This is a genomic window from Burkholderia sp. MR1-5-21 (assembly GCF_053427715.1).
Map to the genome: position 1 here is coordinate 37799 of NZ_JBSAXD010000027.1, position 23431 is coordinate 61229.

Annotated in this window: 21 protein-coding genes; 14 read left to right on the forward strand and 7 right to left on the reverse strand. The window is 68.3% G+C overall.

Annotated features, from left to right (window positions below; all coding sequences use genetic code 11):
• The first annotated feature begins 188 nt into the window (after positions 1-188).
• From ACV229_RS29885 to ACV229_RS29930, 10 genes are all read left to right on the forward strand, one after another.
• Entirely contained in the window at positions 189-1271 is a 1083-nt protein-coding gene (locus ACV229_RS29885) for an ABC transporter ATP-binding protein (protein ID WP_448086685.1), read from the forward strand.
• Positions 1272-2288 (forward strand): ABC transporter permease, encoded by a 1017-nt coding sequence (locus tag ACV229_RS29890; protein ID WP_448086686.1) that lies wholly within the window; start codon positions 1272-1274, stop codon positions 2286-2288.
• Positions 2285-3079, forward strand: coding sequence for an ABC transporter permease (locus tag ACV229_RS29895; protein ID WP_448086687.1), 795 nt, complete (start codon positions 2285-2287; stop codon positions 3077-3079). The genes ACV229_RS29890 and ACV229_RS29895 overlap by 4 nt, the downstream gene beginning before the upstream one ends.
• Positions 3079-3447: a (2Fe-2S)-binding protein gene (locus ACV229_RS29900; protein WP_448086688.1), complete on the forward strand. Its 369-nt coding sequence runs from the start codon at positions 3079-3081 to the stop codon at positions 3445-3447. The genes ACV229_RS29895 and ACV229_RS29900 overlap by 1 nt, the downstream gene beginning before the upstream one ends.
• Positions 3444-4877: an FAD-dependent oxidoreductase gene (locus ACV229_RS29905; RefSeq protein ID WP_448086689.1), complete on the forward strand. Its 1434-nt coding sequence runs from the start codon at positions 3444-3446 to the stop codon at positions 4875-4877. Before ACV229_RS29900 ends, ACV229_RS29905 begins: the two co-directional genes overlap by 4 nt.
• Positions 4870-6021 carry an NAD(P)/FAD-dependent oxidoreductase gene (locus tag ACV229_RS29910; protein WP_448086690.1) on the forward strand — a complete coding sequence of 384 codons (1152 nt, stop codon included), beginning with the start codon at positions 4870-4872 and terminating at the stop codon, positions 6019-6021. The genes ACV229_RS29905 and ACV229_RS29910 overlap by 8 nt, the downstream gene beginning before the upstream one ends.
• Positions 6018-7064: an ABC transporter substrate-binding protein gene (locus ACV229_RS29915; protein ID WP_448086691.1), complete on the forward strand. Its 1047-nt coding sequence runs from the start codon at positions 6018-6020 to the stop codon at positions 7062-7064. Before ACV229_RS29910 ends, ACV229_RS29915 begins: the two co-directional genes overlap by 4 nt.
• Before the next feature lie 181 nt (positions 7065-7245).
• Complete coding sequence (locus ACV229_RS29920) at positions 7246-8583, forward strand: MFS transporter (protein ID WP_448086692.1); 1338 nt, start codon at positions 7246-7248, stop codon at positions 8581-8583.
• Between the two features lie 297 nt (positions 8584-8880).
• A complete protein-coding gene (locus ACV229_RS29925; RefSeq protein ID WP_448086693.1) occupies positions 8881-10290 on the forward strand; it encodes a spinster family MFS transporter in 1410 nt (469 codons plus the stop codon).
• 260 nt (positions 10291-10550) lie between these two features.
• Positions 10551-11519 (forward strand): PDR/VanB family oxidoreductase, encoded by a 969-nt coding sequence (locus ACV229_RS29930; RefSeq protein WP_448086694.1) that lies wholly within the window; start codon positions 10551-10553, stop codon positions 11517-11519.
• A 42-nt stretch (positions 11520-11561) separates the two neighbouring features.
• Here ACV229_RS29930 and ACV229_RS29935 read toward each other — a convergent pair whose 3' ends face one another.
• From ACV229_RS29935 to ACV229_RS29960, 6 genes are all read right to left on the reverse strand, one after another.
• Positions 11562-12482 carry a LysR family transcriptional regulator gene (locus tag ACV229_RS29935; protein ID WP_448086695.1) on the reverse strand — a complete coding sequence of 307 codons (921 nt, stop codon included), beginning with the start codon at positions 12480-12482 and terminating at the stop codon, positions 11562-11564.
• A 107-nt stretch (positions 12483-12589) separates the two neighbouring features.
• Positions 12590-13510 (reverse strand): LysR family transcriptional regulator, encoded by a 921-nt coding sequence (locus tag ACV229_RS29940; RefSeq protein ID WP_448086696.1) that lies wholly within the window; start codon positions 13508-13510, stop codon positions 12590-12592.
• 110 nt (positions 13511-13620) lie between these two features.
• Positions 13621-14325, reverse strand: coding sequence for an ethyl tert-butyl ether degradation protein EthD (locus ACV229_RS29945; protein WP_448086697.1), 705 nt, complete (start codon positions 14323-14325; stop codon positions 13621-13623).
• Between the two features lie 3 nt (positions 14326-14328).
• A complete protein-coding gene (locus ACV229_RS29950) occupies positions 14329-14877 on the reverse strand; it encodes a flavin reductase (RefSeq protein ID WP_448086698.1) in 549 nt (182 codons plus the stop codon).
• 39 nt (positions 14878-14916) lie between these two features.
• On the reverse strand, positions 14917-16128 hold the full coding sequence (locus tag ACV229_RS29955; protein WP_448086699.1) for an acyl-CoA dehydrogenase family protein: 1212 nt from the start codon (positions 16126-16128) through the stop codon (positions 14917-14919).
• A gap of 55 nt (positions 16129-16183) precedes the next feature.
• On the reverse strand, positions 16184-17524 hold the full coding sequence (locus ACV229_RS29960; protein WP_448086700.1) for an MFS transporter: 1341 nt from the start codon (positions 17522-17524) through the stop codon (positions 16184-16186).
• A 485-nt stretch (positions 17525-18009) separates the two neighbouring features.
• On the opposite strand from ACV229_RS29960, the gene ACV229_RS29965 reads away from it, so the two are divergent.
• The 4 genes from ACV229_RS29965 to ACV229_RS29980 all read left to right on the forward strand — a co-directional run bounded on the left by ACV229_RS29965 (position 18010) and on the right by ACV229_RS29980 (position 21737).
• Positions 18010-19212, forward strand: coding sequence for a porin (locus tag ACV229_RS29965; RefSeq protein ID WP_448086701.1), 1203 nt, complete (start codon positions 18010-18012; stop codon positions 19210-19212).
• A 281-nt stretch (positions 19213-19493) separates the two neighbouring features.
• On the forward strand, positions 19494-20777 hold the full coding sequence (locus ACV229_RS29970; protein WP_448086702.1) for an aromatic ring-hydroxylating oxygenase subunit alpha: 1284 nt from the start codon (positions 19494-19496) through the stop codon (positions 20775-20777).
• Positions 20774-21277 carry an aromatic-ring-hydroxylating dioxygenase subunit beta gene (locus ACV229_RS29975; RefSeq protein WP_448086703.1) on the forward strand — a complete coding sequence of 168 codons (504 nt, stop codon included), beginning with the start codon at positions 20774-20776 and terminating at the stop codon, positions 21275-21277. The genes ACV229_RS29970 and ACV229_RS29975 overlap by 4 nt, the downstream gene beginning before the upstream one ends.
• A gap of 73 nt (positions 21278-21350) precedes the next feature.
• Positions 21351-21737, forward strand: a complete 387-nt coding sequence (locus tag ACV229_RS29980) for a 2-hydroxymuconate tautomerase family protein (protein ID WP_448086704.1) — start codon at positions 21351-21353, stop codon at positions 21735-21737.
• Between the two features lie 62 nt (positions 21738-21799).
• Here ACV229_RS29980 and ACV229_RS29985 read toward each other — a convergent pair whose 3' ends face one another.
• A complete protein-coding gene (locus ACV229_RS29985; RefSeq protein ID WP_448086705.1) occupies positions 21800-23350 on the reverse strand; it encodes a PAS domain-containing sensor histidine kinase in 1551 nt (516 codons plus the stop codon).
• Positions 23351-23431 lie beyond the last annotated feature (81 nt).

The window sequence follows — 23431 nt, forward strand, 5'->3', positions numbered from 1 at the left end:
AGGGCTTCCCCGCCCTTCACCCATCGGAACGAAATCGCGTCATCGATGCAATCCATTCCGTCCAATGGAATTTTTCAGAGATTCCTCCCGATCAGCAGAATTTGAAATTGACGGTCCGGAATATGGCTGGCTAGAGTCCGCGTCAATGGCGCACCCGTCCGGCGGTGCGCACCACCGGAAGGCCAACCATGTCGTTTCTCACGCTTACGGATCTGACGAAATCGTTCGGCGACCTGGTCGCCGTCACGGACGTCAACCTGTCCGTCGAAAAGGGCGAATTCGTGTCGCTGCTCGGGCCATCCGGCTGCGGCAAGACCACGACGCTGCAGATGATCGCCGGCTTCGTCGACGTCACGCGCGGCCGCATCGCGCTCGACGGCCAGGACATCACGCGGATGAAGCCGAACCGCCGCGGGCTCGGCATCGTGTTCCAGAGCTATGCGCTGTTCCCGCACATGAGCGTCGCGGAGAACGTCGGCTTCGGCCTCGACATGCGCGGCGTCGACAAGGCCGAGCGCGCGGACCGCATTCGCGCGGCCCTGTCGCTCGTGCGGCTCGACACGCTCGCGCACCGCTTTCCGCGCGAGCTGTCCGGCGGGCAGCGGCAGCGCGTCGCGATCGCGCGTGCGGTCGTGATCGAACCGCCGGTGCTGCTGCTCGACGAACCGATGTCGAACCTCGACGCGAAGCTGCGCGAGGACATGCAGTTCGAGCTGCGCGCGATCCAGCGCAAGATCGGCACGACGACGATCATGGTCACGCACGACCAGTCCGAAGCGCTGTCGATCAGCGACCGCGTCGTCGTGATGGAAGCGGGCCGCATCACGCAGATCGATACGCCGTATCACGCGTACGAGCGCCCCGAGAATCATTTCGTGTCGCAGTTCATCGGCAAGTCGAACCTGCTGAAAGGCACGGTCGTCGCGCACGACGGCGATGCGATCCGCATCGACCTCGGCCACGATCTCGCCGAAACCGGCCGCACCGCGCACCTGCCGCCGAGTGAGCGCGGCGTGCGGATCGGCGAGCGCGTGTCGCTGTGCATCCGCCCGGAGAAGCTGCGCCTGTGCGCGCCCGGCGCGGGCCGCCTCGCGGCGACCGTCACGAGCCGCTTCTTCCTCGGCAGCCAGTGGCTGTACCGCGTCGACAGCGCGCTCGGCGAAGTGCTCGTGTGCTGCCAGAACGAAGGCGCGGAGCCGCTCGCGGAAGGCGCGCCGGTCGGCGTCGACTGGCACAGCGACGCGGTGCGCGTGATGCGTGTGGAGGCGTAAATGACGCAATCCCCCCGCTCGCTTCCGCCTGACGGTATCGCGGCAGGCCCGGTGCAGCCCGGCGCATCCGACATCGCGCGCACGCTCGCCACGCCGCGCGCCTCATTGCAGCAGTCGCAGCAGTCGCACCCATCGCGCCCATCGCCGCGCGCGAAGTGGTCCGCCCATGCGCCGATGTGGCTGATGTGCGCGCCCGCGTTCGCGCTGTTCGCCGCGCTCGTGCTCGCGCCGCTCGCGATGACGCTCGTGCTCACGTTCTACCGTTTCGATCCCGCCACCGGCCCGATCGCCGCGTTCCAGTTCGGCAACTACGCGGAGGTGCTCGGTTCGTCGTACTTCCATACGATCTTCGCGCGCACGTTCGGCATCGCCGCGCTGACGACCGTGATCTGCGTCGTGGTCGGCACGCCGGAAGCATACGTGCTCGCGCGCATGCGCGATCCGTGGCGCTCGCTGTTCCTGCTCGCGATCCTCGCGCCGCTGCTCGTGTCGATCGTCGTCCGCGCGTTCGGCTGGAGCATGCTGCTGAACACGAACGGCCTCGTGAACCAGGCGCTCGGCCTCGTCGGCCTCGGCCCCTACAAGCTCGAATACACGACGTTCGCGATCGTGGTCGCGCTCGTGCACGTGATGCTGCCGTTCATGGTGATTCCGGTCTGGACCGCGCTGCAGCGCCTCGATCCGCAGGCGGAACACGCGGCGCTGTCGCTCGGCGCATCGCCCGCGACGACGCTGCGCCGCATCGTGCTGCCGCAGCTCGTGCCCGGCATCCTGTCGGGCAGCCTGATGGTGTTCGGGCTCGCCGCGAGCGCGTTCGCGATTCCGGGCCTGCTCGGCGGACGCCGGCTGAAGGTCGCCGCAACGGCCGTCTACGACGAATTCCTCGGCTCGCTGAACTGGCCGCTCGGCGCGACGATCGCGGTGCTGCTGCTGGTCACGAACCTCGTCGTGATGCTCACCTACTACCGCGTGCTCGAACGCCGCTACGCACGCAGCCTCGGAGGCGCATCCCGATGAGAAAGAACGGCCCCTTCGCCCTCGCATTCCACACGCTCATGATGGTGTTCGTGCTCGCGCCGCTCGCGATCGTCGTGCTCGTCGCGTTCACGCCCGACGAAACGCTGACGCTGCCGACGCACGGCCTGTCGCTGCGCTGGTTCCGCGCGATCCTCGACTATCCGGATTTCGTCACCGCGTTCTTCAACAGCGTGAAGCTCGCGGTCGCATCGGCGACGCTGTCGCTCGCGATCGCGCTGCCCGCCGGCCTCGCGATCGGCCGCTCCGCGTTTCCCGGCCGCGCGTTCGTCAACAGCCTGCTGCTGTCGCCGCTGATGATCCCCGGTCTCGTGCTCGGCATCGCGCTGCTGCGCTTCTTCGCGCTGATCGGCGCAACGGGCTCGTTCACGTGGCTCGTGCTCGCGCACATGATCGTCGTCACGCCGTTCGTGATGCGGCTCGTGCTCGCGTCGATCGCGGGGCTCGACCGCAGCGTCGAACAGGCCGCGTGCTCGCTCGGCGCCAACCCGTGGACGACGTTCCGCCGCATCACGCTGCCGATGATCCTGCCCGGCATCACGGGCGGCTGGCTGCTCGCGTTCATCAACAGCTTCGACGAGCTGACGATGTCGGTCTTCATCACGTCGCCGCAGACGGTCACGCTGCCGGTGCGGATGTACATGTACGCAACCGAATCGATCGACCCGATGATGGCGTCGGTCTCCGCGCTCGTCATCTTCATCACCGCTGCCGCGATGCTGCTGCTCGATCGCGTGTATGGGCTCAACCGCATCCTGATCGGTCAACACTGATGGCGACTTTCGTTTCTTCCTCTCACGCAGCCGCCGCAGACCGCACGGCCGACGGCGCGCAGTTCGTGCGCGTCGCCGAACGCGGGCGGGCACCGGTCGCGTTCACGCTCGACGGCCGCCCCGCGCACGCGCTCGCCGGCGACACGGTGCTCACCGCGATCCTCGTCACGCAGCGACGCGTGCGCACGAGCGAATTCAGCGGCCAGCCGCGCGCGGGCTTCTGCCTGATCGGCGCATGCCAGGACTGCTGGGTGCGCACCGAAGCGGGCGCGCGCGTGCGCGCCTGCTCGACGCTCATTGCCGACGGCATGCGGATCGTCACCGGTGCGGGCGTTTCAGCCGCCGAACCGGACAAGGAGGCGCGATGACCCGCACGCTGCAACCGGTGATCGTCGGCGCGGGTCCGGCCGGCGTGCGCGCCGCGGAAGCGCTCGTCGACGCCGGGCTGCACCCGGTCGTGATCGACGAGAACGCGCGCTGGGGCGGCCAGATCTACCGGCAACCGCCCGCCGAAGGCGCGTTCGAGCGCAGCAAATCCGTACTCTACGGCTTCGAAACGGGCAAGGCGCATGCCGTGCACCAAACGATGGCCGCGCTGCTGCCGCACATCGACTATCGGCCGAACACGCTCGCATGGGCATGCGGCAACGGCCGCGTCGACACGTTGCAGGACGGCCGCGAAGTCACGGTGCCGTACTCGCACCTGATCGTCGCGAGCGGCGCAACCGACCGCCTGCTGCCGGTGCCCGGCTGGACGCTCGCGGGCGTGTACACGCTCGGCGGCGCGCAAGTCGCGCTGAAGGCGCAGGGCTGCGCGATCGGCCAGCGCGTCGTGTTCGCGGGCACGGGCCCGCTGCTGTATCTCGTCGCGTATCAATACGCGAAGGCCGGCGCGCAGGTCGTTGCGGTGCTCGACACGAGCCCGTGGCAGCAGCAGGCGGCGGCCGCGCCGGCGCTGCTGCGCGCGCCGTCGACGTTCGCGAAGGGGCTCTACTACGTCGGCTGGCTGCGTGCGCGCGGCATTCCGGTCGAGACGGGCGTCACGCTCGAACGCGTGCTCGGCGAGCAGCATGTGACGGGGCTCGCGTGGCGCGGCGCGGGCCATCGCGCGCCGGCTCGCAGGCTCGACTGCGACGCGCTCGGCCTCGGCTTCGGCCTGCGCTCCGAAACGCAGCTCGCCGACCTCGCCGGCTGCCGGTTCCGCTTCGATCCGCTCAATCGCGCGTGGCTGCCGGAGCGTGACGCGGCAGGCCACACGTCGGTGCCCGGCTTCTATGTCGCCGGCGACGGTGCAGGCATCGCAGGCGCCGATGCGGCCGAAGCGTCCGGCCGGCGCGCCGCGCTCGCGCTGCTCGACGATGCCGGCGCCGCGAGCGCGTCGATCGCCGGCAAGCCCGACGCACGGACGCTCGAGCAACGGCTCGCGCGGATCGACGCGTTCCGCGCCGGCCTCGAAGCGGCCTTCGCGCCGCCCGCGCACTACGCGGCGCAGTGCCCGGACGACACGATCGTGTGCCGCTGCGAGGAAGTCGACGCGGGCACGCTGCGCCGCTGCATCCGCGGCGGCGAAGCGCGCGAGCTGAACCGGCTGAAGGCGCTGACGCGCGTCGGCATGGGCCGCTGCCAGGGCCGCATGTGCGGCGACGCGGCGGCGCTCGTGCTCGCCGCCGAAACCGGCCGGCCGCTCGCCGACGTCGGCCGCCTGCGCGCGCAGCCGCCCGTCAAGCCGTTCCCGATCGCGGCCGCACTCGCGGGCGACGACGTCGCAACCATTCCAGACGAGGTGCGCGATGAGTGAACGCCGGCATTACGACGTCGCGATCGTCGGCGGCGGCCTGGTCGGCGCGTCGGCGGCGCTCGCGCTGGCGAAGCGCGGCCTGTCGGTCGCGCTGTTCGAACGGCGTGACTGCGGCGCGCAGGCCAGCGGCGTGAACTACGGCGGCGTGCGCTGCCAGGGACGCTCCGCCGAGCAACTGCCGCTCGCGCTGCGCGCGCGGCGCATCTGGGACCGCCTGCCCGAGCTGATCGGCACCGACGGCGAGTTCGTGCTGTCGGGCCACCTGCGCGTCGCGCGCAGCGACGCCGATCTCGACGCGCTCGACACGTACTCGACGCTCGCCGGCGAGTACGGCCTGCCGCTTCGGATGATCGCCGGCGACGCGTTTCGCCGCCGCTATCCGTGGCTCGGCCGCGCGGCGCTCGGCGGCTCGCTGTGCGAGACCGACGGCCACGCGAATCCGCGTGTCGTGTCGCCCGCGTTCGCGCGTGCGGCCCGCGCGGCAGGCGCGGACGTGTTCGAGCACACGAGCGTCGACGACGTGCATCACGACGGCGCGCGCTTCCTGCTGCGCGCAGCAGGCAACGAATACGCCGCGGCCTGGCTGATCAACTCGGCCGGCGCGTGGGCGAACACGATCGCCGAGCGTTTCGGCGAAGCGGTGCCGATGCACCCGATCTACCCGAACATGTGGGTGACCGAGCCGCTGCCGCCGTTCATTGCGCACAACCTCGGCGTGTACGGCGGCGGCGTCTACGCGCGGCAGGTCGCGCGCGGCAACTGCGTGATCGGCGGCGGACGCGGGCACGGCGACGGCGAGTTCGGCCAGCCGTCGGTCGACACCACGCGCGCGGTGATGCGCGACGCGTGCGCGCTGCTGCCCGCGCTGCGCGACGCGCTCGTGATCCGCACGTGGAGCGGCGTCGAGGGCTGCACGCCCGATCACAATCCGATCATCGGCGCGAGCCGCACGACGCCGCGCCTGTTGCATGCATTCGGCTTTTCCGGCGGCGGCTTCCTGCTCGCGCCGGGCGTCGGCGACGTGCTCGCCGATCTCGTCACGGCCGGCGAGACCGCCACCCCGATCGACGCGTTCGCGGTCGACCGGTTCGAATCTCAGGCCGCACCGTCTGACCCTCACCCTCACGTGGAGACCCAACGATGAAACTGCTCGGAACAATCACGGCGGCTGCCGCGCTTTGCGTCGCCGGCGCGTGCGCGCCCGCGTTCGCGCAAACGAAGACGATCTACGTCGGCATGAACGGCGGGCCGATGGAAAAGGCCTACACGAGCCAGGTGCTGCCCGACTTCGAGAAGGCGAACAACGTGAAGGTGGTCGTCGTGCCCGGCACGTCGTCGGACGTGCTCGCGAAGCTGCTCGCGAACCGCAACAAGCCGCAGATCCACGTCGCGTTCCTCGACGACGGCGTGATGGCGCGCGCGGTCAGCCTCGGCGTATGCCAGAAGCTCGACGATTCGCCGGTGCTGAAGGAGCTGTACCCGTTCGCGCGGATGAAGGACGACGTCGGCGCCGGTGTGCAGCTCGGCATGACGGGTATCGCGTACAACAAGAAGCTGTTCACCGAGAAAGGCTGGGCGCCGCCGACGTCGTGGATGGATTTCGCGGATCCGAAATACAAGGGCAAGGTCGTGTTCCAGTCCGCGTCGAGCAGCACGTTCGGGCTGCACGGCTTCCTCGCGATCAACCGCCTGCTCGGCGGCAACGAGCAGAACGTCGAGCCGGCCTTCAGCAAGTGGGCGAGCACGGTCGGCCCGAACGTCGTCGAGTACATTCCGAACTCGGCGAAGATCTCCGAGATGGTGCAGACCGGCGAGGCCGCGCTGTTCCCGCTGACGCCGACCGCGGTGGGCGACCTGCAGGACAAGGGCATTCCGGTCGCGTATGCGAACCCGAAGGAAGGACCCGTGCTGCTGCTCGTCGACCTGTGCGTCGTCGCCAACAATCCCGATCCGCAACTCGCGCAGAAGCTCGCGCAGTTCCTGCTGTCCGCACCCGCGCAGACGAAGGCCGCCGAAGCGGGCAAGCAGATTCCGACCAACCGCCTCGCGAAGATGCCGGCGCCGATGGCGCAGAGCCTCGGCAATGTCGACGATCTGGTGCGCAAGGTGACGGTGGTCGACTGGACCGCGATCAACGCGCGGCGTGCGCAGTGGGATACGCGGTGGAACCGGCAGATCGAGCGGTAAGGGGGTGAACCGGCGGGCCGCATGGACGGACGGCCCGCCTGCGGCCGCGACCATCATCTGTGAGAATGATGGCACTGGCCTTTTTCAGCGGATTTGACCGGGGATTGGGGGCCCGACAACACTGGTCGCCGGCGATGCCTCATCGAGACGGCACGCCTCCCCCTCCCCAGCCGAGTCCGCCATGACCCCGTCCGACACCGTGCAATACCCGAGCACCGCGCAGCCGCTGGCCGACCGGCAGCTCCGCAAGATCGTCATCGCCTCCGTCGCCGGCAATGCGATGGAATGGTATGACTTTTTCGTCTACGGCACGGCCGCCGCGCTCGTGTTCGGACATGTGTTCTTCCCGCCCGGCGCGTCGCCGCTCGCGGGCAGCCTCGCCGCGTTCGCGGCGTTCGCGCTCGGCTTCGTCGCGCGCCCGCTCGGCGGGATCGTGTTCGGCCACGTCGGCGACCGCTACGGCCGCAAGGCGTCGCTCGTCTGGACCCTGCTGATCATGGGCGCGTCGACGTTCGCGATCGGCCTGTTGCCGACCTACGCGCAGGCCGGCGTCTGGGCGCCGGCCGCGCTCGTCGCGCTGCGGCTGCTGCAGGGCGTCGCGTCCGGCGGCGAATGGGGCGGCGGCGTGCTGATGATCAGCGAAAACGCGCCGCCCGAACGGCGCGGCTACTACGCGGCGTGGAGCCAGCTCGGCGTCGGCGGCGGCTTCGTGCTGTCGTCCGCCGCATTCCTCGCCGTGCAGGCGCTGCCCGCCGACGCGTTCCAGGCGTGGGGCTGGCGGCTGCCGTTCCTGGCGAGCGTGGCGATCTTCGCGATCGGCATCTACATTCGCCGCAACCTGCCGGAAAGCCGGGATTTCGAGCAGGCGGGCCAGCGCGGCGCGCCGGCGCACCTGCCGATCGTCGAATGCATCCGGCGGCATCCGAAGGAGATCCTGCTCGCGATGGGGCTGCGCGTTGCCGAGAACGGCGGCGCCTACATCTTCCTCGCGTTCTCGCTCGTCTACGGCAAGTACGTCGGCATTTCCAACAGCGTGATGCTGACCGGCGTGATGATCGCGATGGTCGTGGAGATGGCCGCGATGCTCGCGTGGGGCCGGCTGTCCGACCGGATCGGCCGCAAGCCGGTCTACCTGATCGGCGCGCTCAGCCTGATCGCCTGCGCGTTCCCGTTCTTCTGGCTGCTCGACACGCGCGTGACCGCGTTCGTCTGGCTCGCGCTCGTGATCGGCACCGCGATCAGCCACGGCGCGATGATCGGCACGCTCCCCGCACTCGTCGGCGAGCTGTTCAGCACCGAAGTGCGCTACTCGGGCGTCGCGCTCGGCCACGAAGTCGCGTCGATCTTTGCCGGCGGCATGTCGCCGCTGATCGCGACCGCACTGCTCGCGCGCTATCACGCGTCGTGGCCGGTCTCGCTGTTCCTCATCGCGCTCGGCGCGATCACCGTCGTCACACTGTGCGTGATGCGCGAAACGCGGACGGCAGTCGGCGCCGATTCGCTCGGCGACGTCACGTAACGACCGGGCGGCCGCCGGCACGCGTCGATGAAATAATTCAACAATCCTGAACATCAATCGACCCGTGCCGTCGACCACGGGACAATCTTCCCGGCGCTTCGACAACGTTTCCGTTAGGTATTTCCTTTATCCGCGTCGGCAAATACCCATATCGCAGCGCCGTTGCTCCGACTATGTCGCGAGAAATTGGTTGACTACGCTTTTGCTCGATCGCGCACGGCGGATTGCTCCGCCATTCGAGCCGTCGTGACGGCATCGCCGATCGCCCCATCCAATGCCTGTTCCCGGAGAATCGCCATGTCCGCACCCATTGCCGCCCGTCCCGCCGGCAAGCGCTATGCCTACGAGTGGTATGTTGTCCTGATCTGCATGCTCGCGTACGTCTTTTCATTCGTCGACCGGCAGGTGCTCGTGCTGATGATCGAACCGATCAAGCGCGACCTGCATCTCAGCGATACGCAGTTCAGCCTGTTGAACGGCTTCGCGTTCTCGCTGTTCTATGCGCTGATGGGCATGCCGATCGCCTACCTCGCCGATCGCTACGCGCGCCCCCGCATCATCTCGCTCGGCATCGCGCTCTGGAGTGTCGCGACCGCGGCGTGCGGGCTCAGCCAGCACTTCCTGCACATGTTCGCCGCGCGCATGGGTGTCGGCGTCGGCGAGGCCGCGCTGTCGCCCGCCGCGTACTCGATGCTCGCCGACTACTTTCCGAAAGAGAAGCTCGGCCGCGCGGTCGCCGTCTATTCACTTGGTTCGTTCATCGGCGGCGGCGTCGCGTTCCTGGTCGGCGGCTACGTGATCGCGCTGCTCAAGCATGCGAGCGCGTTTACGCTGCCGCTCGTCGGCCAGGTGCATGCGTGGCAGGTCACCTTCCTGATCATCGGCCTGCCGGGCGTGCTGATCGCGATGCTGTTCGCCGCGACGATCCGCGATCCGCAGCGCAAGGGGCTCGCGCACGATCGCACGGGCGGCGTCCGGCGCGTATCGATTGCCGACGCGCTGCGCTTCGTCGCGAAGCACCGCAACACGTTCGCGTGCCACTACCTCGGCTTCTCGTTCTACGCAATGACGCTGTACTGCCTGCTGAGCTGGACGCCCGCGTTCTATATCCGCCATTTCGGCATGACGGCCGTCGAAGCGGGTTACACGCTCGGCACCGTGCTGCTCGTCGCGAACACGGCGGGCGTCTTCTGCGGCGGCTGGCTGAACGACTGGCTGCTGCGCCGCGGCCATGCCGACGCGCCGCTGCGCGCCGGTACGATCGGTGCGGCGTGCCTCGTGATTCCCGCCGCGCTGTTCACGCAGGTCGAGCACCTGCCGACGTCGCTCGCGCTGCTTGTCGCCGCGATGTTCTTCGCATCGTTCCCGTTGCCGACTTCCGCTGCCGCCATGCAGGCGCTCGCGCCCAATCAGATGCGCGCACAGGTGTCGGCGCTGTTCCTGCTGGTCTCGAACCTGATCGGGCTCGGGCTCGGCACGACCACGGTCGCGCTGTTCACCGACCGCGTGTTCGGCGCACCCGCGGCGGTCGGCCATTCGATGGCGATCGTCAATCTGGCGGCGGCAGTGCTTGCCGCGCTGCTGCTCGGCGCCGGATGCCGGCAGTACCGCAAGAGCCTCGATCGCGAGCATGGCGGCAGCGCGCCGGTCGAGGGCGCGCGACAAAGCGAACCGGTCGTCGAAGCCTCCGGTACGGCGGCAAGCTGACGCGATGCGTATCCGGCCGTCGGCGGGATATTCCAACAATCGTCGACCGCGAGCATGGCAGCAGCGCGCCGGCCGAGACCGCACGACACGGCAACCCGACCGTCGGAGCTGGATACGCCGACAATTATTTATGCGACTGATTCCACGATCGCTTTTTAATCGATTTGATTTATGACACCGCGCTCCCTATCCTCGAATTCAGGCTGCACCAACGCGCATCGGCGCCCGCAGCCCCTTCGGAACTCACGACTGGATCTCTCATGGAAGCGAACCGCCACAAGGTGCGGGTCGATGCGCTGATCGATGAAGCGCAGGACATCCGCTGTTTCCGGGTCTCGCGCGTCGACGGCCTGCCGTTCGATACGTATGAGCCCGGCGCCCACATCGACGTCACCACGCCGTCCGGCATCACGCGGCAATACTCGCTGTGCGGCGACCCCGCAGAACGCGCGAGCTATCTGTTCGCGGTCAAGAAGGAAGCGGCGTCGCGCGGCGGCTCGCGTTCGCTGCACGACGACGTGCAGGTCGGCGCCGAGCTGTGGATCGGCGCGCCGCGCAACCTGTTCAGGCTTGCGAGCGACGCGCGCGAGCATGTGCTGATCGCGGCGGGGATCGGCGTTACGCCGCTGCTGTCGATGGCGTACCGGCTCGAGCAAAGCGGCGCGCGCTACCAGTTGCATTACTTCGCGCGCAGCGGCGAGCACGCGGCGTTCCGCGCGCCGCTGTCGGCCGCGCCGTTCGCGCCGCACGTCACATTCCATTACGGGGTCGAGCCGGACGCGCTTGCGGCCGAGCTCGAACGCTGCGTCGCGACGCTCGGCGACGGCGCACACGTCTATACGTGCGGCCCGTCGCCATTCATGGATCGCGTGGTCGAAGCGTCCGCCACGCGCCTGCCGGACGATGCGATCCACCTCGAACGTTTCTCGGCCGAACCGCAGCCGCAAGACAACGCGACGGCCGGCACATTCGAAGTGCGCCTGCAGCGCAGCGGGCAATCGGTCCAGGTCGGTTGCGACGTATCGATCGTCGATGCGCTCGCGGGCATCGGCATCGAGATCGACACGTCGTGCGGCGAAGGCGTGTGCGGCACCTGCATGATTCCGGTCGTCGAAGGCGAGCCCGACCATCGCGACCACTGCCTGAGCAAGACCGAACGCGCGAGCAACGCGGTGATCTGCTGCTGCGTGTCGCGTGCCCGTTCGCCGGTGCTCGTGCTCGATCTCTGACGTATGCCCCCGGCGTGACGCACCGCCGCGCCGGCACGCCTGTCACATCTGCTCGAAGCGCTGCACGATGTCGGCCATCAGTTCCCGCATCCACGCGATGCCCTCGTCCTCGTGGAAGTGCTCGTGCCAGTGCATCGTCACCGGCGCGGACGGCAACGGCACCGGCAGTTCATAGATGCGGAATGCGTTGTCGCGGTTCAGGATCTGCGCGAGGCGTTTCGGCAGCGTCGCGTACAGGTCGGTGACGGTCAGGATGCCCGGCAACGCGACGAAGTGCGGGACTTCCAGCGCGATGTTGCGGCCGACACCCTGCGCGCGCAGCGCATCGTCGAGCGCGTGGTGGCTGTGCTCGACCGATTTCACCTGGACATGCGACGCGCGCAGGAACTGCTCGAGACTCAGCGCGTCCGTCGTCGGCAGCCCCCGGCGGCGGCCCGTCATGCACACGTAGCTTTCCTCGAACAGCAGCCGGTGACGCGTGCGCGGCATCAGCTCCGGCAGGTTGCCGATCGCGAAATCGAGGCGGCTCGCGCGCAGCGCCTCCTCGATCTCCTCGACAGGCATCGGACGCACGCTGAGCGTCACGCGCGGCGCGCGCTCGCGCAGCGCCTGGCAGATCGCCGGCAGGTACGCCATCTCGCCCGCGTCCGACAGCGACAGCCGGAACGTGCGCGTGCTGACCGCCGGATCGAAGCGCTCCGCATAGCGCAGCGCCTCGCGCACCATGTCGAGCGCCTTGCCGACGATGCCCGCCAGTTCCAGCGCCACCGGCGTCGGCTGCATGCCGGCGCGCGTGCGGATAAACAGCGGATCGTCGAACAGCGTGCGCAGCCGCCCGAGCGAATAGCTGACGGCCGGCTGCGACAGCGCGAGCCGCTCGCCGGCCTTGGTCAGGCTGCGCTCCTCGACGATCGCCTGGAACACGCGCAGCAGGTTCAGATCGAGATGATCGACCGACGTCATGGCAGCCTCCGGTATTTGCCAGATTTATTCTGCCATCGATTTTAAATCGGCCGATCGAATATTTTCGAGAGGGAGACCGTCTGGGCATCCCTGGCTTGCGCCCACGGTCACGCGTCGGGCCGATGGAACATCTCGACGATGAGCCCGCGCAGCCATGCGACGCCCGGATCCGTCGAAAACTGCACATGCGAATGCAGCTGGATCTCGATCGGCGGCAACGCGAACGGCAGCGGGAAGATGCGGAACGCGCGGCCGCGGTTGAAGCGCTCGGCGATGCTGCGCGGAAAGATGATCGCGAGGTCCGTGTGCTGCACGATCTCCGGCGCGACGATGAAGTGCGGCAGCCGCAGCACGACGGTACGCTCGAAGTGCAGCTCGTCGAGCCATTTCTCGACCATCCGGTGTCCGGTCGCGTTGCTGCTCGCGTACACATAGCGCAGCGCGGTCAGGTCTTCCCGCGTCGGCACGCGCTTGCGCAGCGGATGCCCCGCACGCACCATGCAGACATGCTCGTCGGAGAACAAGGTCTGGCTCACGCAGCCGGGGCCGAGCTCGGGCACGTAGCCGAGCGCGAGATCGATCTCGCCGCCGCGCATCGCCGCGCTGACTGCCTCGACCGCCGCGCTCGCGATTTCGAGCCGGATTCCCGGCGCGATTTCCGCCAGCTTCGCGAGCAGCGGCGGCAGGAAATAGAACTCCGACATGTCGGACATCGAGATCCGGAACACACGTTCCGCCGTGGCCGGATCGAAATGCGCGAGTTGCTGGACGGCGAGGTTGATGATGCTGAACGCCTTGGTCAGCGGGCCGTGCAACTGGCGCGCGGCATCGGTCGGGGCCATGCCGCCCGGCGTGCGAACGAACAGCGGATCGTCGAACAGCTTGCGCAGGCGCCGCAATGCATGACTGACGGCCGGCTGCGTCAGCCCCAGCCGCTCGCCGGCAGCCGTCAGGCTGCGCAGGTCCGAGATCGCCAGGAACACCCGCAGCAGATTGAGGTCGGTGACGACCGGGTTGGATTTCGTCATGGTCTTCGCGAACCGCGGGCGGGCGCCCTGCGCCGCCGCGCGTTGCGGCGGCATCGCGACACGCCATCGCCGGCGGCCCGCGCCCGTTCGTCGTCAGTGCGCCGGCCGCACTATCGAATGGATGTTATCTCATAAACACGGCTCGCCATCGGGAAATGCGGTGTCGCGCCCGTGAACGGCGGCAACGCGTCGAAATCCTGCCGCATCATCCGGCGCACCGGGGACGCCAGCGCGTTCGCGAGCGCATCGGGGTGATCGAATACGACCTTGTTGCGCTGCATCGCGTCGGCGCGCGGCACCGCGAGCGCCGATCGATAGTCGACACGCGTGTAGATCTCGATCTCGCGGATGTCCGGCAGTTGCAGCATGAGCGGCGGGTGGTGATCGAGATAATGCGCGAGCCACGCGTTCATGTCGTGCGCGTGGCCGTCGTAGCTGACCAGGTACGTGCATCGCTCGTCCGCTTCACGCACGCGGCGGCCATGATCCGCCGCAATCCGGCGCACGGCCATCGCCTGTTGCGCGACGCGATGGCCGTGCGCGCGGCAATGCGCGACGAACGCATGCGCCGGACCATCGGGCACGAGCATCGCTTCGAGCGCGGCGAGTTCGTCGAAGTAGCACTGCAGCACGCACGACGGCGCGGGAGGACGCGGTGCGGGATCCGCCCGGTCTGCCTGTAGCGCGACCGGGCGATGCGCGACGAGCCGCTTCAACTGCGGCAGCCCGCGCAACGCGGCCCCGGCCTCGTGCGCGTCGGGCGGAAGCGCTTCGCCGCCCGCGTGATCGGCGATCAGGAACAGACACACCTCCATGCGTCACCTCGCGATCGCGCCCGTGGCATTCGCGCACGCCGCCAGCGGATGCGCGAGCCGGTGGAAGGCCCGGCCGAAATAGATCAGCCCGTCGCCTTCCGAACGGAGCGCGATATGGTCGATCCTCACGAACATCACCGTGTGCGACCCGACGACCTTGCTGTCGACGATGTCCCCTTCCAGGCTGACGTTAGCCTCCGCCAGCACCGGCACGCCGGTGTATCCGGGCCGCCAGTGATCGCCGTCGAAACGCGCGCCCGCCGGCGCCGACGTCATGCCGGCGAACGCTTGCGCGATGTCCTGGCACGCCGGCGGCAGCAGGTTGATCGCGACGTGGCCGTTGCCGCGCATGATGTCGTGCGCGCGGCTGTTGCGATTGATGCAGACCAGCATGGTCGGCGGCGTGTCGGTCACCGAGCAGACCGCGCTCGCCGTGATGCCCCAGCGGCCGTGCTCGCCGTCCGTCGTGATGACGTTGACCGCGGCGGGCAGGCGGGACATCGCTTCCCGGAAGTGACGACGGGTCTCGTCCTGATTGATCGTGTCGTTCATCGAAGGCTCCAGTTGCGAAGGTACGTGGCGATACGCGGGTCACGGATACGGCGTGACCGGCGCGATGCCGGCGAACACGGCGCCGGCGTTGTCGTAGGTCGCTTCGCCGAGAAACGCGTGCTGCGTGACCACGATCGAATCGCGCACGAGCTGCTGCAGGCGGCTTTCCCGATAGATCGCAGCCGTGCCGGCAAGCTGATAGGCCTGCATCACGACCTCCGCGCACACCTGCGCTGCATGCGTCGCGCTCAGTCGCAACAGGTTGGCCTGCGAAGCCGACACCGGATTGCCCGCGAGCAGCGACGTCCACACCGTCTCGGCCGAGTCGTAGAAGAACATGCGCGCGCTGCGCCAGTTCGCCTCGGCCTTCGCGAGCCCCGCGCGGTAATACGCGCGATCGGCGAGCCGCGGCGCGCCGGTCGTCGTCTTCGTCACGCCGGACATCTCCGTCAGCAGATCGAGCGCCGCGCGCGCGAGGCCGACGTTCACGGCCGCATGCACCTGCGCCTGGTACGACACGGCGGGATAGCGGTACAGCGGTTCGTCGACGGTCGGCTCGCCGCCGCGCACGAACGTCCATTCGGCGGGGACGAACTTGTCGTGCAGCGCGAGGTCGTGACTGCCGGTTCCCTGCATGCCGACCACCTGCCAGTTGTCGACGATCTCGACTTCCGCGGCGGGAAAGACGGCCGTGAACGGCTTGCCGGGTGCGCCGCCGTTGGCCGGCGCGCCGCCGATGCCCACGCCGATCCAGTCGGCGCCCTTGCAGCCGCTCGCGAAACGCCAGCGTCCGGACACGCGGTAGCCGCCCGGCGCCGGGCTTGCGGACTGCAGCGGATAGAGCCCGCCGGCGAACACCTGGTCGGGGCCGTGCGCGTAGATCTGCCGCTGCGTGTCGAGCGGCAACGCGGCGAGATAGGTGTTGGCCGAGCCGAATGCTGCCACCCACGCGGCGGAGCCGTCGGCGATCGCGATCCGTTCGAGCATGGCGAGAAACACGTGCGGCGGCAACGCGTCGCCGCCGAAGCGGCGCGGCGTGCCGGCGCGGAAGATGCCCGCGCGCTTCATCGTCGCGATCACGTCGCGCGGCACGTGCGACAGCCGGTCGAACTCGTCGCGGCGGCGCTCGACCTCGGCGATCACCGCGTCGAGCGGCAGCGGCGCCGCGTCCGCGGCATGCGGGGCATTGCCGAAGGTTCGGCCCGGCACGTCGTCCGGCAGGGTTTCATGGATGACTTGAGCGAGCTGCATGATGATGTCCTGAAGTGAGGAGTCTCTGGAGTGGGAGGCGAAACGAACGGTCAGGTCAGCGCGACGCGGCCACATCGCGGTCGCGCTGCGCCTTCGGGTAGGTTTCCGGCGCGAAGCACGTGGCGGCGACCGTGATCGCCCCGAGGATCACGAGATAGATCACGATCGGCGTCGCGCTGCGGTAGTGCGCGAGCAGCGCGGTCGCGATCATCGGCGACAGCCCGCCGCCGAGCACCGACGAGATCTCGCGGCCGATGCCGAGCCCCGAGAACCGCAGGTGCACCGGCAGCAGCTCGCTGATGAACGCCGGCTGCGCGCCTTCGAGGATGCCGATCGTCACGCTGTTGGCGAGGATCAGCGCGGCGACGACCTGCGGGAACTGGTGGGAGTTCAGCATCGCGAAGTACGGGTAAGCGACCAGCACGACCGCGAGCGCGCCGATCAGGTACATCGGCTTGCGGCCGATCCGGTCCGTCAGGCGGCCCGTGAAGAGCGTCACCGGGATCATCAGCAGCATCGAGATCACGAGTCCGCTCAGCAGCCACGTCGAATCGAGCCCGATGAACTTGCCGTAGGCGAGCGAGAACGCAAAGAACAGATACGACACCGCGCCTTCGCCGAATCGCAGGCCGAACACGGTCAGCACCTGGCGCGGGCACTCGCGCAGCACGTCGACGATCGGCGTGGCGCTCGCGCGGTGCGCGGATTTCGCGTCGGCGAATTCCGCGCTTTCGCCGACGGAGCGACGCATCCACAGCCCGAGCGCGACGAGCACGACGCTCGCGAGGAACGGCAGGCGCCATCCCCAGCTTTCGAGATCGGCAGGCGCAAGCTGCTGAACCAGCAAGAATGCCGCGGTGGACAGCACGAACCCGAACGCGGCGCCGCACGGGCTCCACGCAGCCAGTGCGCCACGGCGCGACGCGGGCGCGTTCTCGTGGATCAGCAGGATGCTGCCGCTCCATTCCCCGCCTGCGGCAAGACCTTGCAGCACCCGCAACAGCACGAGCGCGACCGGCGCGGCGATCCCGATCTCCCGGTAGGTCGGCAGCAGCCCCATGCCGACCGTCGCGATGCCCATCGTCAACATCGTCAGCATCATCACCGTCTTGCGGCCGTAGCGGTCGCCAATGTGGCCGCAGATCAGCCCGCCGATCGGCCGCGCGATGAACCCGACCGTGAATCCGCCGAACGCGGCGATCGTTCCGGTCAGCGGATCGCTGCCGACCGGAAAGAACAGCTTGCCGAAGATCAGTGCGGCAGCCGTTCCGTACAGGAAGAAGTCATACCATTCGAGGACCTGGCCGAGCACGGCCGTCGTGACCGCACGCCGAACCGCGCTCGAACGGGGCGAGGCGGAGAGCGTGACCGCTGAGGTGGGCGCTGGTGAGTTCATGGGGTTCCGGGGAATAAAATCAGTAATCCTGCTCATATGGCATCCGGCTGGCAGGTCCGCGATCGAGTCGGTTCTCTACGCCGGATCAACGATAAGAGCGGTGCGATGCACGGTCAAATTCCCGCCAAAAATGCCGCCCATGAATCGCGTGCATGGTCACGGCCATATCGCATGAATCGGATCGGACCCGCTTCTCCGCCGCTGACCGGCGCGACGCGGCCGCCAATCAGTCCGGTCGATCGGGGCACCCGTATTTGATTGATTTGCCCCCGTAAATTCGACGTCGTAAATTGCTCGGCGCGACACGATGTCCGCCGCGTTCGCGCGCATCCGCCGGTCCGGCCATCGACCGTGCGCGCTGCGAGGACGATGCGTCCCGGCGACCGCGTGCGGGCAGGCCGGACCGTCGTATCGGCCGCTGCCCGCATGTCCTCGATGTGCCCTCCCCGCTTTCTCACCGACCGATTGACAAGGAGTACAAACCTATGAAGATGCATCCGTTGACGGCAGGCATGCTCGCCGTGTTCGCAGGGGCTGTTCATGCGCAGAGCGCGGTGACGCTGTACGGCATCGTCGACGACGGCGTCGGCTGGACGTCGAATGCCGGCGGACACAGCCTGTACGGCATGTCGAGCAGCGTCATACAGGCGGGCCGCTGGGGATTGCGCGGCAGCGAGGATCTCGGCGGCGGGATGCGCGCGGTCTTCACGCTGGAGAACGGCTTCGATCCGAATACCGGCTCGCTCGGCCAGAAGAATCGCGGCAGCACGCAGGGCCTGATGTTCGGGCGCCAGGCGTACGTGGGACTGTCGGGCGGATGGGGAACGGTGCTGGCCGGCCGCCAGTACGACTCCGTCGTCGATTTCGTCGGACCATTCGAAGCCGGCACGCAATGGGGCGGGTATGTCACCGCGCATCCGGGCGATCTCGACAACCTGAACAACGCGTATCGCGTCAACAATGCGATCAAGTTTTCCAGCCCGACCTTCTACGGATTCCGGCTCGGCGGCGTGTACAGCCTCGGCGGCGTCGCCGGCGAGGTGACGCGCAACCAGGTCTGGTCGATCGGTGTCGGCTATGCAAACGGCCCGCTGACCGCCGGCGCCGCGTACCTGAACGCGCGCAATCCGAACGTCGGGTTCTTCGGCGACAACGGCGCGAGCACGGCGGCCACCGCGAGCGGCAACTTCATCTCGTCGCCGGTGTACAGCGGCTATGCGTCCGCGCGCACCTATCAGGTCGCCGCCGTGGGCGCCGCGTATGCGATCGGCGCGGCCACGGTCGGCGCGACCTACTCGAACACGCAGTTCAGGCAGCTCGGCGATACGGCGGCGTCCGGGCCGAATCCGCTCGGCTATCGCGGGCATGCGACGTTCGACAACGTCGAGGTGAACTTCAAGTACCAGCTCACGTCCGCGCTCGTGCTCGGCACCGCGTTCGATTTCACATCCGGCGGCGGCGCGGCGACCGCGACGCGGTCCGCCCAGAGTGCCCGCTATTACCAGGGTGCCATCGGCGCCGACTACTTCCTGTCGAAGCGCACGGACGTATACGTGATCGGCGTCTACCAGAAAGCATCGGGCACCGATTCGACAGGCAGTGCGGCGGTCGCTGCGATCAATAACCTGACGCCGTCCACCAGCGATCGCCAGAGCACGGTGCGCATCGGCATGCGGCACAAGTTCTGAGCACCGGCCGGGCAGCGCCGCGTACACGGCTGCATGGCCGGCCCCGCCCGTCTCGTCTCGTCTCGTCTCGCTTCGCCACAGCCCGGCGCGGCGCGGCGCCGGGCCGGCACGGCACGGCGGGTGCGTGCCAGCACCTTATTATTTATCCGGTTTATTTGACATTCGTTTTTAGATCAATTTGACGGATATGAAGGCCAGCGCGAGACTGGTCACGCTGCCAGTACGAATGACTTGCACCCGAGACCTCGCGACTGCTTCGCGATTCTTTCCCCACGACGACGATGAGCGACATTCCTTACCAGACGATCGATACCAGCGCGCTGCGCGGCCTCGCCCAGGCCGATCGCATTGCGCCCGCGATGTATCACGACCCCGCGCTGTTCGAAGCCGAGCTCGAACGGATCTTCTACCGCACCTGGATCTGGGTCGCGCACGAAAGCGAGCTGCCGAATCCGGGTGACTTCGTCACGACGACGATCGGCCGCCAGCCGGTGATCGTCGTGCGCGACAAGACCGGCGCGATCAACGTGCTGCAGAACCGCTGCCGCCATCGCGGCGCGACGGTCTGCGAGGAACACAAGGGCAACGCGAAAGGCTTCACGTGCCCGTACCATAGCTGGTCGTACGCGCTCGACGGCACGCTGCGCGCGCTGCCGTACGGCGACGGCTACGAAGGCGTGTGCGACAAAGGCGACCTGCCGCTCGTGAAGCTGCGCGTCGGCGTCTATCAGGGGCTGATCTTCGCGAGCTTCAACGACGGCATCGAGCCGCTCGAGGATTTCCTCGGCGGCGCGAAGCCGTGGATCGACCTGTTCATGAAGCAGGGCGCCGGCTACCCGATCAAGGCGAACGGCGAGCACAAGTTCAAGTTCAAGGGCAACTGGAAGATCCAACTCGAGAACACGACGGACCTGTATCACTTCCCGGTCGTGCACAAGTCGTGGATGAAGTCGATCGACGACGAAACGGCCGCCGCGATCACGAGCTTCATGACGAGCGACGACGCGTTCTGCCGCTCGCTCGGCAACGGCCACAGCCTCGCGGTGCTCGTGCCCGATCTGGTCGACCTCGACCAGGACGACGGCGCGCCGCTGCCCGAGCGCTTCGACGCGCTGGCCGCGACGCTCGCCGAGCGCCACACACCCGACGAGGTGCGCCGTATCGTGCGCTCGCTGATGGGCGTCGGTTTCAACCTGAACCTGTTCCCGAATCTCGCGCTGTCGATGGCGTTCTTCCGCGTGCTGCGGCCGATTTCCGCGCACGAGACCGAGATCCGCCACGTCGCGCTCGCGATGGACGGCGGCCCGGACGAGGCGAACCGCGTGCGCCTGCGCATTCACGAACACTTCCAGGGCCCGTTCGGATTCGGCAGCCCCGACGACGCGGAAGCCTGGGAGCGCGTGCAGCGCGGCGCGCACGCGGGGCCCGACGTGCCGATCCTCGTCAACCGCGGCCTGAACCGCGAAACGACCGCCGCGAATGGCGAAAAGACCGCGCACGCGACCGACGAGACGGGCATGCGCGAGGCATACCAACAATGGCGCAAGATGATGGAGCACGCATGATGGACGACCGAAACGCACTCTTCTCGCAGCAGACCTTTGCCCGCGCGGTCGAATTCGTGTGGCGCGAGGCGGAGCTGCTCGACCGCCGCGACTATCGCGCGTGGCTCGACCTTTGGGATCCGGCAGGCCACTACGTGGTGCCGATCGACCCGGCCGCGACCGATTTCGCGGCGACGCTCAACTACGTGTACGACGATCACGACATGCGCGAGAAACGCGTGCAGCGGATGCTGTCCGGCTATTCGGCATCCGCATCCGATGCGGCGCGCACCGTGCGCACCGTGTCGCGCTTCACGCTCGAGAGCGGCGCGGCGGACACGATCGAGCTGAAATCGGCACAGCTCGTCGTCGCGTACAAGCGCGGCGCGGCGACGCTGTTCGGCGCCGACATCACGCACCGGCTGCGCATCGATGCCGAAGGCGACATGCGGATCGCCGAGAAGGTCGTGCGCCTGATCGATTCGACCGAAGCGCTGAGCGCGATCGGCTTCCTGCTCTGAGCGTCGGCGGGTTCGTCATCGCCGGCGCGACGGCGAACCCGGGTCGACCCACTCACGTATTGCCCGGACTCCCATGCCCACACTCGAAGTCTTCCTGCCGGCGGGACACGCCGACACACGCAAAGCCGAGCTGATCGCGCGCCTGACCGGCGCGACGGTCGACGCGATCGGCGCGCCCGCGGAATCCGTGCGGATCCTGCTGAACGAGCTGCCCGCCACGCACATCGGACTCGGCGGACGCAGCGCGGCCGACGGCGCGCCGCCGTCGCTGCCCGTGATCGTCGCGATCCTGATTGCCGGACGCACCGACGAACAGAAGCGCGCGCTGATCGCCGCGCTGTCCGAGACCAGCGCGGAGGTGCTCGATGCGCCGTTGCAGGCGACGCGCGTCATGATCAAGGACATTCCGAACACCGATTTCGGCATCGGCGGCAAGACCGCGCGCGCACTCGGACGCTAGCCATGCCGCGCTCGCCGGACGCGCCCCGCACGCCCATGCGCCGCAGCGATGCGGCGGCGCGCCTATACGCCGGCGAGCGGCAACGCGACGCGGCAGTCGAGCCCGCCGCCCCCCGCGCGGCTCGCGCGAATCCGGCCGCCGTGCCGCGTCACGATGCTCTTGCAGAGCGACAACCCGATCCCGTTGCCGCCCGCCTTCGACGACGAGAAACCGTCGAACAGCCGTTCGTGCGCGTCGTCTGCGACACCGGGGCCGTTGTCGATCGCGCGCAGCTCGGCCTGCCCGTCGGCGGCGAGCGCGGTACCGAGCACCAGCGTGCGCGGCGTGCGTTCGCACCCGGCGAACGCCTCGATCGCGTTGAACGCGAGGTTCAGGATCACCTGGCCGATCAGCACGCGTTCGCAGCGAATCGGCAGCGCACGGTCAGCCTGCGCGATCGTGACCGCCACGCCCGCCTCCTTCGCGCGCAACTCGATGAAGTACGCGACGTCCGCGAGAATCTCGCGCAGGTCCGCCACGACGACGACGGGCTCGCGCTTCACGATGTATTCGCGCACGCTCTTGATGATCAGCGCCGCGTGTTCCGCCTGCCGGTCCGCGCTGCGCAACCCCCAGACCGCGTCGTCGACCGAGCCGCCGGCGTTGAGCCGCTGGATCGCACCTTCGATGAAATTGCGCACGGCCGCGAGCGGCTGGCTCAGTTCGTGCGCGATCACGGTCGCCATCTCGCCCATTGCGTTGTAGCGGCCCGCGTATTCGAGCATCCGCGCCTCGGCGCGCCGCGCGTCCTCGATCGCGACCTCGTCGCCGATGTCGCGGAAGTGGATCAGCAGGCCGTCGAGATCGCCTTCGATCTCGACGTGCCGGCACGCGATGCGCAACCACCCTGCCGTGCCGTCGCGCCGCACGATCCGGTAGCGCTGCGGCTCCGACGGGCGCACGCTCGGCGCATCGCGCAGTTGCGCGATCAGCCGATCGCGATCCGCATCGCTGCAGTAGTCGAGCACGTCGCCGAGCGCTTCGTCCGGCGCGAGCCCGAGCACGCGGCGGCCCGATTCGCTGATGAACTGCACGCCGCCGCGCGGCGTCAGCACCGCGACGCCCTCGTCGAGATCCTGCATGAACTCGCGCAGGCGCGCTTCGTAGCGGCGCAGCGCCTGGCGCGTCGCCTCTTCCGCGCTGATGTCGCGGAACTGCACCATCACCACGTCGCGCTCGCGCAGCGGCACATAGGTCGCGATCGCTTCGGACAGCATGTCGACGCCCGTGCGCGACCGGTAGCACCACTCGTACACCTGCGGCCCGTCGGTGATCGCACGATCCATCGCGCCCACGCCGATCTCGCGGCGGTATTTCGGTTCCGGACGCGTCATGTCCGGCGCCTTCAGCGGCAGCAGTTCCTCGACGGAAAAGCCGAGCGCGATGCATGCGGCGCGGTTCGCCCACACGATCGCCTTGGTTTGCGCATCGTGCAGCAGCACGCACGACGTCAGCGCGTCGAGCAGGCGGTGGAAATCGTCTTCGGCAGGGAAACTCATGATCGGATCCGGCGGCCGGCCAGCGGTGTCAAACGGCGCGTTCTGCACCATAACACCGGGGCGCGGCAGCCGCATCTGAAGAATTCTTTAGCGCGACGGGGAACGGCACCAGTAACGCCGCCCAACGCACCAATTGATGCGTGTTTATGGTGTTTC